At 58.2% G+C, this 13,254-nt stretch carries 14 protein-coding genes; 6 read left to right on the forward strand and 8 right to left on the reverse strand.

The features are described 5' to 3' along the window. Positions 1–112: 112 nt before the first annotated feature. From ACN0TS_RS09325 to ACN0TS_RS09360, 8 genes are all read right to left on the reverse strand, one after another. Positions 113–334, reverse strand: a complete 222-nt coding sequence (locus ACN0TS_RS09325; protein ID WP_417259072.1) for a hypothetical protein — start codon at positions 332–334, stop codon at positions 113–115. A 66-nt stretch (positions 335–400) separates the two neighbouring features. Beyond that, positions 401–598, reverse strand: coding sequence for a hypothetical protein (locus tag ACN0TS_RS09330; protein ID WP_417259073.1), 198 nt, complete (start codon positions 596–598; stop codon positions 401–403). 55 nt (positions 599–653) lie between these two features. Continuing rightward, positions 654–971, reverse strand: a complete 318-nt coding sequence (locus ACN0TS_RS09335) for a TraR/DksA family transcriptional regulator (protein ID WP_417259074.1) — start codon at positions 969–971, stop codon at positions 654–656. A gap of 97 nt (positions 972–1,068) precedes the next feature. Next, entirely contained in the window at positions 1,069–2,253 is a 1,185-nt protein-coding gene (locus ACN0TS_RS09340) for a FliM/FliN family flagellar motor switch protein (RefSeq protein ID WP_417259075.1), read from the reverse strand. A gap of 97 nt (positions 2,254–2,350) precedes the next feature. Next, complete coding sequence (locus ACN0TS_RS09345; protein ID WP_417259076.1) at positions 2,351–5,062, reverse strand: ATP-binding protein; 2,712 nt, start codon at positions 5,060–5,062, stop codon at positions 2,351–2,353. Between the two features lie 2 nt (positions 5,063–5,064). Continuing rightward, on the reverse strand, positions 5,065–5,475 hold the full coding sequence (locus tag ACN0TS_RS09350; RefSeq protein ID WP_417259077.1) for a hypothetical protein: 411 nt from the start codon (positions 5,473–5,475) through the stop codon (positions 5,065–5,067). Then, positions 5,468–5,866: a response regulator transcription factor gene (locus ACN0TS_RS09355; RefSeq protein WP_417259078.1), complete on the reverse strand. Its 399-nt coding sequence runs from the start codon at positions 5,864–5,866 to the stop codon at positions 5,468–5,470. The genes ACN0TS_RS09350 and ACN0TS_RS09355 overlap by 8 nt, the downstream gene beginning before the upstream one ends. A 94-nt stretch (positions 5,867–5,960) precedes the next feature. Then, positions 5,961–7,325, reverse strand: coding sequence for a short-chain fatty acyl-CoA regulator family protein (locus ACN0TS_RS09360; RefSeq protein WP_417259079.1), 1,365 nt, complete (start codon positions 7,323–7,325; stop codon positions 5,961–5,963). Positions 7,326–7,593: 268 nt separating this feature from the next. Between ACN0TS_RS09360 and ACN0TS_RS09365 the strand changes: the two genes are divergently transcribed. The 6 genes from ACN0TS_RS09365 to ACN0TS_RS09390 all read left to right on the forward strand — a co-directional run. Continuing rightward, positions 7,594–8,934, forward strand: coding sequence for a substrate-binding protein (locus ACN0TS_RS09365; RefSeq protein WP_417259080.1), 1,341 nt, complete (start codon positions 7,594–7,596; stop codon positions 8,932–8,934). A gap of 177 nt (positions 8,935–9,111) precedes the next feature. Next, positions 9,112–10,143 (forward strand): branched-chain amino acid ABC transporter permease, encoded by a 1,032-nt coding sequence (locus ACN0TS_RS09370; RefSeq protein WP_417259081.1) that lies wholly within the window; start codon positions 9,112–9,114, stop codon positions 10,141–10,143. A 4-nt stretch (positions 10,144–10,147) separates the two neighbouring features. After that, on the forward strand, positions 10,148–11,371 hold the full coding sequence (locus ACN0TS_RS09375) for a branched-chain amino acid ABC transporter permease (protein WP_417259082.1): 1,224 nt from the start codon (positions 10,148–10,150) through the stop codon (positions 11,369–11,371). A 12-nt stretch (positions 11,372–11,383) separates the two neighbouring features. After that, positions 11,384–12,145: an ABC transporter ATP-binding protein gene (locus ACN0TS_RS09380; RefSeq protein ID WP_417259083.1), complete on the forward strand. Its 762-nt coding sequence runs from the start codon at positions 11,384–11,386 to the stop codon at positions 12,143–12,145. Between the two features lie 119 nt (positions 12,146–12,264). After that, positions 12,265–13,017, forward strand: a complete 753-nt coding sequence (locus ACN0TS_RS09385; protein WP_417259084.1) for an ABC transporter ATP-binding protein — start codon at positions 12,265–12,267, stop codon at positions 13,015–13,017. A gap of 161 nt (positions 13,018–13,178) precedes the next feature. Continuing rightward, the coding region (locus tag ACN0TS_RS09390; RefSeq protein WP_417259095.1) for an acetyl-coenzyme A synthetase N-terminal domain-containing protein at positions 13,179–13,254 on the forward strand (76 nt) is incomplete at its 3' end.

Consider the following 13,254-nt stretch of genomic DNA (forward strand, 5'->3'; position numbering starts at 1 on the left):
TTTCTGACCTGATGCAGCGCTAAACGCAAGGAACTGTTGAGAAAGGTCGCGACACTGCACATGGGTCGCGAGAGCGATACAGACTCACGGACTACTCAATTCGCGCGTATCGTCATGCGGGATCATCTGAAGGCTTTGGATAGAGTTGATCGGCGTTGTTTTGCTCCAGCTCCTCCTCCAGCCGCACCAAATCCTCGGGCAGTGGCAAGCCAAGGCTCGACAGCTCGGACAGTTTTTCGCGTAGCTGTTCTTGCAGGATATGACGATCCGCAGGGCGCTGCGCAATCTCATCAAGGATCATGTAGGCTTGCATTTTAAGCGCTTCAAAGGCCATATCGGCCTCCTTTCATTGGATCACATGCGCCTTGGCGCGACGCAACCTTTGGATTGCAGGCGACGTTTAAATGGGCAGGTTATCCCACAGATCATCGGCACCATCCGCACGATCTGGCTCTCCCTGCTCTGGGTCCGCACGCTCCGCCTTCTCGGCAGGTAGTGGCGTGTCATGTAGCTTGGCCTTCAATGTCTCGGCCACCTCATGGTCGCCCACAAGCGTGTCTACGATTTGGTCAATCTCACGATCTGTTTTCTTGGTCATGGTGGTCCTCCCGTTTCGGCACGAACCACATTGGCCCGTGGCCTTTGAATTTGGGTCAGGCGGCACAGTTGCGGCACAGCGGTGTGTGCGGCAATAGATCGAGCCGTTCTTCGCTAATGGCCTCACCACATTTGGCGCACACCCCATATTCCTTGCTGTCGATGCGTTTGAGGGCCGCGTCAATCAAGGCCAGTTCGGCATTGCCTGCGTTTCCCATTCCTTCGAGAACCTCGTCGCCTTCGCGCTCGGTCGCAAGCTCCTCCCAATCCTTGGACTGGTGGGCGTCGAGTTCATCGTCAATGTCATGTAGGCGCGTTTCAAGCTCACTGCGACGAGCTAAGAGTTGCGCACGTCTGTCTTCAAGGCTTTTCATATCGTGCCCTCCTTGCTGATGATCTTCGCGCAAATTTGCTCCGAGGGCCTTGATTCACATCAAGCTCCGTTGGGAACAGGTCCACGCAAAAGGCGCCTCAATCCAAGTCGGGCAACTCGCCAAGCGGGGCCAGATCACCAAGTGGCGGCAGGTCTTCTATTGCGGGGAAGTCATCAAGATCAGGCAGATCATCCCCCGCGCCGTCCACATCGGGCAGGTCGGGCAGATCAGGTAAATCTCCCATCGCGGGCATGTCTCCCAGCCCATTACCAACGGCATCGGGTTCAAGATCGGCGGACCCCATATCCGACGCCTCCATCGCACCAAGATCGCCCAAAGACGGCATATCACCGTCCTTTGCAGCCATCCCGCCCAGATCAAGCGCCTGCCCGTCAAGCGCCACACTCGACCCCTCGTCCTCGGTCAAATCTATACGCACCGCCCGCATACCGCTGATTTGGCCAATACGGCCACGGCTCACCTTACGGCCATCCTGAGCCCGCACCTCCACCCGCGACAAGGCTTCGCGCGGGATCGGGATCACGGTCCCCTCCTCCCATGCAGACACATCCGCCAAGGAGAGTTTGAAGTGATGCAACACCGTGTCGAGCGTCACATGGGCGCCCATCACAACATCCTTGAACTCCTTGCCCCACGCGCTTTCCTCACCCTTCGCCCGCTTGGGCTGTGGCGGCGCATAGGGATACGCCAAGACAACGGTGCTTTCACGTCCGACACGCCCGAGTTTCGCAGTGATGAAGAAACAGCGATACGGCACGTCGTCAAAGGCCAAGGAGATGGAACGCGCCTCTTGCAGACGAGCCGCATATCGGAACCCTTGGACCATCGGCGGATCGGGAGCTTCGGAAATTTGATCCTCAAAAGCCTCAAGCATACGGTCCATCAAATCAGAACACATGACGGCATCGGTGGTCGAGGGTTGTCGTTCCTCGGGCGCCATAGGCAACACGGCCCCTGTGGTCATTTTCTCGACGATAGAGGCGGTTGTAATGTGATCAAAGACCATCAGCCCGAACTGTTCGAGCGGCCCCTCCAACAGCGCAAGAAGCGCATTTTCGGGAAGGCTTTCGGTCAGCGCCGAGACCGTCAGGCGGCGCTCCGTGACCTGTTGGACCTGAAACACCAACTCCATCGCCTCTTCGGCCGCTTTGGCAAACCCGACACGCATCGCTTTGGTCGGTGACATCGGTTGCACCTCTGGCGGCGGACGTCCCGCGCCAGTTTTGCGTCTCAAGGCTGAAATTACGTCTTCGTCTGACATGCGCATATTATTCCTGATTGATCTCGACCTTGCCCCAACTCGGTAAACAAAACCTTGATTCAGGTAATAAATTTGCGCTCGCGCCGAAATGAGCGGTTTAGTCTGCCTTTACGGAGCGCTCAGGCATCCGGCGCACCCGCGGCAGTTCAAGCCTGAAAGCCGCACCACCTTGGCCAGGAAGATAGGAAATCGTACCGCCAAGGTTGTGCATGATCTCGCGACAAATCGCCAAACCAAGCCCCGCCCCGCCCGCTTTGGCGTGATCCGTCAGGCGCGAGAACTTCTCGAAAATCATCGCCTGTTTGTCTTTCGGGATGCCCGATCCGTTATCGACAAAGTCGATCTGAAGGCGATCCCGCCCGACCCGTTTGACCGTAATGTGCAATTCGGGGTGACGTGCATCGCAGTATTTGCGCACATTGGTGATCAGGTTGATAAACACCTGCGCCAGACGGTCAGGGTCGGTGTCGATAGCAATATGTTCGCTCAACTCGGCGCGATGCACGACCAAACCCGCATCCCTGCCCCCCTGTGTCGTGGCCTCAACCGCGCGGGCAATCACGTCGTGCAAATTGGTCCGCGTCCAGTTCAACGTCACCTGACCGTTTTCCAACACAGACAGATCAAGAAGATCGTCGAGCAGCCGCGTCAGCCGTTGGGCCTCGTCGTGGATAATCCCCGAGAACCGTTTGAGGTTTTCGTCATCCATCTCTCCGCCATCGTGCAAAATCTCGGAAAAGGCACGGATAGAGGTCATCGGGGTGCGCAACTCGTGGCTGATCTGGCTCAGGAAGGCGTCCTTCTGAATCGAGATCGCGGTGAGTTTCTCGTTGGCCTCGCGCAATTGGCGGGCCGTGCGGGCCAGTTCCGTGGATTTGGCTTCCAGCTGACTGGAATACTCCATGATCTGGGCGGCTTCATCGGCCACAGCCATCAAATCCTCGACCGAAACCACAGAGCCGCCGACCAGTTGGCCGAGCATGGCGTGAGCCGTTGCGGCCCCCACAGAGCCCGCCAGTTCACGCTCCAAATGCTCTAGGAACGCAGGGGTCACATCAGGCAAATAGCCTTGTTTTCCTTGGGCATCGGCCTCGGCCTGAAACAGTTTTTGCGCCTCGGCAGGCCCGACAATGCGTTGCGCCATCATCAACAGATCTTCGGCCTCGGCCAAGCCCTCCGACCACCGCCGTGCAGCCCCTGTATGCTCGAACACATTGACGAATTGCGCGCCTTGCAGCCGCTCCACGGGACGCGGAAAGGACAGCAAAGAGCCGAGCACGAACGCCAGCGTATTGAACGCGAAGGACCACGCTACGGCATGGACAACGGGGTCGGCTCCCGTGACACCAAACAGGGCTTGCGGGCGCAGCCACGCAAGATCAAACGGGCCGTTGGCCAGAAATGCGTCCGAGAACCCAGCCGCCGCCCCGAAAGAGGGCAGGAACATCGTGTAGGCCCAGATCACAAATCCGGTCAGAATGCCGGCAATCGCACCCACGCGTGTGGCGCCACGCCAGAACACACCACCGATCATCGCAGGCAAGACCTGCCCCACCCCCGTGAAGGAAATCAGGCCGATTTCCGCGAGGGCTTCCGAGCCACCCGAGATGTGGAAATACAGGTAGCCAAGGGCCAGCACCCCCGCAATTGAGAGCCGCCGCGCCAGCAACACGACCGAGCGGACATCGCCCGATACTGTTGCCCCGTCTTTACGGCTCGACAGCCAGATCGGCATCACAATGTGGTTGGACACCATCGTCGAGAGGGCAATTGCGGCGACGATTACCATCGACGTGGCCGAGGAGAACCCGCCCAAAAAGCTCAAGGCCGCCAGTGCGTGTTGGTCAAAATTCAGCGGAATGGTCAACACGAACATGTCGGGGTTCGCCCCCTCCGGCAGCACAGCCAACCCAGTCGCCGCAATCGGGATCACAAACAGCGACATGAAGAAGACATAGAGCGGAAAGGCCCAGCCTGCGGTAAACAAGTGGCTTTCCTCCGGATTTTCGACCACGAGCACTTGGAACATACGCGGCAGCGTAAGGAACGCCGCAGCGGCCAAGAGTGTCAGCGTCACCCACCGTGTACTGTTGATGGATTGTTGGGCAATGGGTGAGGCGTCGATCCGCGCCAAGGTCTCTCCCAAACCGCCACCCACGCCCCAGACGACGAACACCCCCACCGCGAGCAAGGCTATGAGTTTCACCACCGCTTCCAAGGCAATCGCGGTCACAACCCCGTGGTGACGCTCGTTGGCGTCTAGGTTGCGCGTCCCGAACAGGATGGTGAACAGGGTCAGCCCCCCCGCAACCCAAAGCGCGGTTTTGTTCAGGTCCGTGACCACGATCGCGTTGGGGTCGTTGATCCCGAAAACTGCGAAAGACAGGGCAACAGATTGAAGTTGCAGCGCAATATAGGGCGTTGTGCCGATCACGGCGAGCAAGGTGACAAGCACACCAAGGGTGTTGGACTTCCCGAAGCGGGACGAGATCAGGTCGGCAATGGAGGTGATGCGCTGTGTGCGCCCGATGCGCACCAATTTGCGCAAGACCCACCACCAGCCGATCATCACCAGGCTCGGCCCGACATAGATCGTTACGAACTCAAGCCCCGAACGGGCCGCATAGCCTACCGCGCCGTAAAACGTCCATGCGGTGCAATAGATCGAAAGCGACAGCGTGTAGACCGTGGGGGAGCGCAGCCACCCCAAACGGCCCCGCTCGGCGCGTTTCTCGGCCCAAAAGGCCACCACGAACAACAGCGAGGCATAAGTCAGACAGACAACGACGAGCAGGTTGAATGACAGCATTTTTAACCCTCCCCGTCCTGCGGGATGGTGGGATCGTCCGTCGGGCTTCGCTCTCCGCCCAAGCGTGGCTCTTGCGCGACTTTACGCTGCATCGCGACGGCAAAGGCCACACTGCCCATAATCGCCACACCCCAAATCACAAAGACAAAGACGACAGCTCGCACGCCTCGTCCCACGGGCTCTCCCGTGTCGTCACCTCCCCAAAGGAGCGGCAAAAGGTAGAGCGAAAACAACAGGAACGGCAATAAACGCTGCGCATCTATCCAACGGCGTTGGCGGTAAGAGGCCCGCGCGAGGTAAAGCGGCGTGCGGCGTTCGACTCGCGACAGGTCTGGGCGCGGCACATCAGGATCGCCACTTTCCGCCTGCTCGGGATCGAGACGGTCAAGAGGGATCTGTGTCGGGTCAGCCATCGCCGCTTTGGGATGCGCCCTGCGCCTCACGCGCCAAAGTGCGCACCGCCTCCAACATATCGGCATTGGCAAAGGGCTTGGTCATAAAGACAGACACCCCGGAGACCTCAGCCAACTCGCGGTCCTTTTTCTGGCCCCGCGCGGTGAGCATCATGATGGGACGGTTTTTATGAGCGTCCATCTCACGCAACTCGCGCAGAATATCAAAGCCGGATTTATTGGGGAGCATGACGTCGAGGATGATAATGTCCGGGACTTTGGCCTCGACCGCCGCCACAGCTGTTCCGCCATCGGAATGCGTTTCCACCGCCCAACCATCACGCGACAGAATAAACCGAATGGCCTCAATAATATTAGGCTCGTCTTCGATGAGCAGGACACGTTTGCCCATGCAGTCCCCCTCTCCCATTGGTTCCCTCTCTTATCGCCGCTCAAAGGGCGCGAGTCAAAAGACTTAACCGGAGTTTCCTTTAAACGCGGCCAACTTACGTATGGTCAACCATGACCAAGGACGGCTCCCGCCGCGCCGCACAGTCGGGTCGCACACAGACACGGCAGGTCGACCCCACCCCCAAGGCATCGCCAAGCGGCACTGTGGCCCCCGCATGTTCCAACGGCACAACCATCATCGTGGCCTCGACGATTTGCGGCGCGTCGAACTGTGGCGCTTGCGTCGGCTGGCAAACCGCATAGGCGACAAAACGGCGGGCGGGCTGCCCCTGCGCCTCGATCAGACGGCGCACAGGGACCGTCGGGCTCAGCAATGCCTGATAGAGTGGCCACAGCGGGCAAGCCGCGCCGAAGCGAGGCAAAACAAAGCCGTCGAGCGGCTTGCGAAAGGTCAGCGTCCCCGAGCCATCGCAACGCGCGAGGCCAATAGGCGGGCGGTGATCGGCGGGCGGCAGCGCAGCGAGACGACGCATCGCCGCATCAAGTGGCACACCCGCCGCACGCGCCAAAGCCGATGGATCAGGGCCAAATTCCGCAAGAACCGCATCCACCTGATCAAGCGGCATGGCGGCGGCATCCTGCGCGGCCTTCGCCTGCCAGTCGCGAGCAAGCTGTTGTGCGGCGAGGCTTTTTAACGGGCTTGTGGTCGCGGTCTCCGCCTCCGCTGTATTCTCTGGCGAGGCGGGCACACTATCGGACACATCATCAGGGATCGCCTCGCCAGCCTCATCGCCGAGCGCATAGGACTGCGCCGCAAGCCATGCTTCGACCTCGTCGAGCGGCGTCGACAATCCCTCGTGGGCCGAACCGATGGTGTCGAGGTAGGTGACGAGCGACTGCGCCCCGTCCGCGAGACGTTGGCTATCCTCATATATATTACGGTGAAAACGGACACGCCATTCGGGGTCAATATCGTCCCCTGCATTGAGAATACCCGCCGTCGAGCGCACCGCCGTCACCGAAGACAACAGGTCATGCAACGCATCACTCAAATAAGGGTCATGGGCCAAGCGGTCATTGAGCGCCTCGACACGACGCTCCAACGCGCCGATGTGATCGCGCTGCTGTATCATCAGCCCCGCCCATCCGGGAAAGCGGTCAGCAAAATCCTCGACACGGTCGATCTCGGCCATGTCACGGGCCTCCCCTGCCTCGCCTGCAGCCGCCCGCAAGCCCTCGACCAGAGGCGCATGAGCGCCCTGCGACAAGGCCATCAGATCGACCTCAAGCTCGCGAGCCAGATCGACAAGTAACTTGCCGCCGATTCTCCTGCGATTGTGTTCGATCAGATTGAGGTAAGCAGGCGAAATCCCGACCCGACGGGCCAAATCGGCCTGCTTAATGCCCTTGAGCGTGCGGCGCTCGCGGATGCGGCTGCCTGTGAGGGTGGAACGCGGCATATGTATTCCTTAGCGTTTTCAGCATCTTTCTGCGCGCGCATTCGTGCAATGCTGCAACCGCGCGAAAATTTCTTTACAATGTGTACCACTGCATTGTGTAAACGTTAACAAAAAAATCATTTACCAATAGTGACTTGTTGAGAAATTTTCCTTTCCCCGCTCATACTCCTCCCATCCTGTTAACGCCTCGCGGCGTAAAAAACAGGTGACGACCCAAAGCGCGGAGGAGGCGCAATGGGTCGGAATAAAACCTTTAGGGAGGATAAATATGTCCACATCCAACTTCACACGTCGCGGTCTGTTGAAGACTGGTGCCGTCACAGGTGCTGGTCTCGCTATGCCGACGATCTTCACCTCTGGCGCAATGGCGTTCACCAACGAGCCAACCGGCGGCACCGTAACGCTCGGCTTCAACGTTCCCCAGTCTGGTGCCTATGCCGATGAGGGTGCCGACGAGCTACGCGCCTACGAGCTTGCTGTTGAGCACCTCAATGGTGAGGGCGACGGCGGTATGCTCAACACCTTCAGCTCCAAAGTGCTCGAAGGTAACGGCATCATGGGTAAGAAGGTCCAGTACGTCACAGGCGACACGCAGACGAAATCGGACGCAGCCCGCGCATCGGCAAAGTCCATGATCGAAAAAGACGGCGCTATCATGATCACCGGCGGCTCAAGCTCCGGCGTGGCGATTGCTGTTCAAGGTCTGTGCCAAGAGGCAGGCGTCATCTTTATGGCTGGCCTCACGCACTCCAACGACACAACAGGTAAAGACAAGAAAGCCAACGGCTTCCGTCACTTCTTTAACGCGTATATGTCCGCGGCGGCTCTCGCCCCTGTGCTGAAAAACCTCTACGGCACTGACCGTAAAGCCTATCACCTGACCGCTGACTACTCATGGGGCTGGACCCAAGAAGAGTCGATTGCTGCGGCAACCGAAGCTATGGGTTGGGAAACTGTGAACAAGGTTCGCACCCCGCTCGGCGCAGGCGACTTCTCATCCTACATTACGCCCGTCTTGCAGACAGATGCCGATGTGCTTGTTCTGAACCACTACGGTGGGGATATGGTCAACTCGCTCACCAACGCCGTTCAGTTCGGCCTGCGTGACAAGATGGTCAACGGCAAGAACTTCGAAATCGTTGTTCCACTCTACTCCCGCCTCATGGCGCGTGGTGCTGGTGAAAACGTTAAAGGTATCCACGGCTCGACAAACTGGCACTGGTCGCTTCAGGATGAGGGCTCCAAAGCCTTCGTTAAATCCTTCGGCACCAAGTTCGGCTTCCCACCATCGCAGGCTGCGCACACCACGTATTGCCAGACCCTGCTTTATGCAGACGCAGTGGCGCGTGCGGGATCGTTCAACCCATGTGCAGTTGCAGAAGCCCTTGAGGACTTCCAGTTCGACGGCTTGGGCAACGGTCCAACCCTCTACCGTGCAGGCGACCACCAGTGCTTCAAAGACGTTCTGGTTGTGCGCGGTAAAGAGAATCCGACGTCCGAGTTCGACCTTCTCGAAGTGGTTGAAGTCACGCCGGCAGCTCAAGTTACCTACGATGTCGATCACCCCATGTTCGCGGGTGGCGCATTGGGTCAGTGTAACGCAGGCTAAACCGCCGACGCTTCGGAGCGCCCTGAGACCCATGGTGTCGGGCGCTCCACCTCATGCAATTGAAACGATCGGGGCCGCATCCTTTGCGGTTCCGGTTCCCTTCCCTCCGCGCCTCTCACAGGCTGCGGCGTTGAGGGTTTCATGCCAAAGCATAACCACAATCCTAAGGTGGGGACGATGGAGACGATTCTTTCGCAATTGCTCAACGGGCTCGATAAGGGCTCGGCTTACGCGCTCATCGCGCTTGGGCTTACACTTATTTTTGGCACGCTCGGTGTCGTGAACTTTGCCCACGGGGCCATTTTCATGATCGGGGCGTTTTGTGCTGTCACACTGTCGCGCATCTTCTCGATTTCGTTCGAGACGGTAGACCCGACCAAAACAGATTTTCTCGGCAACCCCGCCGTGATCAAAACGCCCTATGTCGAGGCGTGGTTTGGCCCCGAAACGGGGGCATGGCTGATTGATTGGTCGGTCCCTCTGGCCATCCTGTTTTCCATCCCGATCATGATCGCTGTCGGCTACATCATGGAGCGTGGCCTCATCAAACACTTCTACAAGCGCCCCCATGCCGACCAGATCCTCGTGACCTTCGGTCTGGCCATCGTGCTTCAGGAAGTGATCAAGTATTTCTACGGCGCCAACCCCATTTCCACTCCCGCACCGGACGCCTTCAAAGGTTCGTTCGATTTCGGGTCCTTGATCGGGTTTGAAGCCAACCGCATCGTCTACCCCTACTGGCGTCTGGTCTACTTTATGTTTGCCGCTGTCGTCATCGGGGCCGTGTTCTCCTTCCTGCGCTTTACCACCTTCGGGATGGTTGTGCGTGCGGGGATGGCCGACCGCGAAACGGTGGGCCTGTTGGGCATCAATATCGACCGCCGCTTCACCTTCATGTTCGGACTTGCCGCCGCCGTGGCAGGAACTGCAGGTGTGATGTATGCGCCTGTTCTCAGCCCGAACTATCACATGGGCATGGACTTCCTCGTGCTGTCCTTCGTCGTGGTGGTTGTCGGCGGCATGGGCTCCCTGCCCGGTGCTGTCGCTGCTGGCTTCCTGCTCGGCGTACTCGAAAGCTTCGCCTCGATGAACGAAATCAAGTCGATCATCCCCGGTATCGACCAGATCATCATCTACGTCGTCGCCATTATCATCCTGTTGACCCGTCCGCGCGGTCTGATGGGCAAAAAAGGCGTGATGGAGGACTAATCAAATGCTCGGACTCAATAAATCTGACTCGAAATTCCTGCTGATTGTAATTGCGTTGACCATGCTCACGCCGTTCCTGATGCAGCCCTTTGCCGAAGGATCGGGCCTTGCCCAGTTCAACGGTGGCTATCCCGACCTCATGCAGAAAATCGCGATCTTCGGGATTTTTGCTGTGGGCTTCAACATCCTGTTCGGCCTCACGGGCTACCTCAGCTTCGGGCACGCCGCCTTTCTCGGCATTGGCTCCTACTCCGCGGTGTGGATGTTCAAACTTCTGACGATGAACGTCATTCCCGGCATTTTGTTGGCCATGGTCGTTTCGGGCATCTTTGCTCTGGCCATCGGCTACGTCTCTTTGCGCCGCTCGGGCATCTACTTTTCGATCCTGACACTGGCCTTTGCGCAAATGTGCTACAAGATGGCCTATTCTGTGCTAACCCCCATCACCAACGGGGAAACAGGTCTGCAACTGTCTCTCGAAGATCCACGCATTCTTGATACTGCGGCTCAAACAGGCTCTCTGCCCGTCACCAACCTGTTCGGTCTGGCGATGAACTCATCCTACAAGCTCGAAGCCTTGGGTCGCGTCTTTACCTTCTCTGTGGGGTACTATTTCTGTGCGATCATCGCGATCATCGCTTTCTACATGGCGATCCGCATTTTCCGTTCGCCCTTCGGCATGATGTTGCGGGCGGTGAAATCCAATCAGCAGCGCATGACCTACACAGGTCTCGACCCCAAACCCTACACGCTCGCGGCCTTCGTGATTTCGGGCATGTATGCGGGTCTTGCCGGTGGCCTTCTGGCTGCAATGGACCCGCTCGCCGGTGCCGACCGTATGCTGTGGACCGCCTCTGGTGAGGTTGTCATCATGACCATCCTTGGTGGTGCAGGCACATTGATGGGGCCGGTTCTTGGCGCAGGTGTGATCAAGTATCTTGAAAACATCTTCTCCAAGATCAACGAAAGCGTTCTGCACAGTTGGTTCCACTGGTTGCCCGACGGCCTCGAAGACCTCGTTGTCTGGCTCTTTGCCCGCTTCACAGGCGAAGGCTGGCACCTCACACTGGGCGTCACCTTCATGCTCGTCGTCACCTTCCTTCCAGGTGGTTTGGTCGAAGGCCTCAAGCATATCTCGACGCGCCTGAAAAAAGGCAGAACCAAGCGGGATAAGCTCGACGATCCCGATCCCGAACATCACCCCGACCCCAGCAAACACGTCGTTTAAGGAGAACTCAAAATGGGAATTCTTGAAGTCAAAGGCGTGGGAAAACGTTTCGGGGGCCTGCAAGCTCTCGGCGACGTGAACCTCTCCGTTGAGGAAAACACCGTCCACGCCATCATCGGTCCGAACGGTGCAGGCAAGTCCACCCTGCTAAACTGTCTGGTGGGCAAACTCATCCCCGACACGGGCTCCGTCATGTTCGACGGCCAGTCCGTTCTGGGGCGAGCGCCCCATGAGATCAACCAAATGGGTATCTCCCGTGTATTCCAGACGCCCGAGATCTTCGGTGATCTCACGGTGATGGAAAACATGATGATCCCCTGCTTTGCCAAACGCGATGGTGCCTTTCGTATGCACGCAATGGAAAGCATGGGCGCCGAGGTCGGTCTGATTGAAAAAGCCGAACAGATGTTGAGCGATGTCGGCATGTTGGAGAAATCCACCATGCTCGCCTCCGCCTTGTCTCGCGGGGACAAACGCCGCCTCGAGATCGCGATGTGTCTCGTGCAAGAGCCGAAACTGCTGCTGCTCGACGAGCCAACAGCGGGGATGGCACGCGCCGACACCAACAACACAATCGCGCTTCTCAAAGAGATCAAAGAACAGCGCGATATTACCATCGCAATCATCGAACATGATATGCACGTTGTGTTCTCTTTGGCGGATCGTATCACCGTTCTGGCGCAGGGCACCCCCCTCGTCGAGGACACCCCCGACAACATCAAGGGCAACCCGAAGGTCAAAGAGGCCTATCTGGGCGAAACCCAAGAAGTCTAAACGTTATCCCCGCCCCGCCATCGGGCGCGGGGGACGTCCATCACAATTCAATCGTTGCCCCGCATTCAATGCAATCTGCATCGGCACATTGACTTGAATACGTCTTAAGGAGCGAGACAATGGCAGAAAAACAGTTCAACCCGAACGCCAATCACGCCGAAACCGCGCCTGCGTTCTTTTCGGCTTGGGATATTCACGCCTATTACGGCGAGAGCTATATCGTCCAAGGCGTGTCCTTCAACATCCATGAGGGCGAAATTCTCGCGCTTTTGGGCCGTAACGGTGCGGGCAAGACCTCGACCCTGCGGGCCTTGGCCCGTCTGGACGATCCGCAAGTTACCCACGGCGAAATCTGGCTCGATCACAAGGGCCTTCACAACATGAAGTCCTATCAGGCCGCCGTCGAAGGCATCGCCTTGGTTCCCGAGGATCGCCGCATCATTCCCGGTCTGACCGTCGAGGAAAACCTGCAATTGGCCCAAATCGTCGAACCTGTCGGCTGGTCACTTGAGCGTCTGTACGAGCTGTTCCCGCGTCTGCGTGAGCGGCGCAAGCAAGAGGGCGTCACCCTGTCAGGTGGCGAACAGCAAATGCTTGCCATCGCCCGCGCTCTTGCCCGCGATATCAAGGTGTTATTGCTCGACGAACCCTATGAGGGCCTTGCCCCCGTTATCGTCGACGAGATAGAGAAGACCCTGCGCATCATCAAAGCCCAAGGGATCACCACCGTTTTGGTCGAACAAAACGCCGTGCGCGCCCTCAACCTCGCAGATCGAGCAGTTATCCTCGACACTGGCACGGTTGTGTATGATGGTAGCGCGAAAGAAGTCCTTGAGAATGAGGCGCTGCGCGCCGAATATCTCGCTATCTAAGATCGAGACGGCCCCCGCGACCCGCACATTGCGGGGGCCGCCCGCTCCTGTCAAAGGCGCGGGCGTTTACTTTTGGGAGGAAAACCATGTCTGAGAAAACCTACGCCCCAACCGCCGCGTTTACGGCCGATGCGCATATTGATCGCGCTGGTTATGATGAGATGTATGCGCGGTCTGTGTCTGATCCTGTGGGGTTTTGGGGGGAGATGGGCAAGACGCTCGACTGGATAACGCCCT

The organism is Celeribacter sp., from assembly GCF_048266405.1.
In the GTDB taxonomy this organism is placed as follows: Bacteria; Pseudomonadota; Alphaproteobacteria; order Rhodobacterales; family Rhodobacteraceae; genus Celeribacter.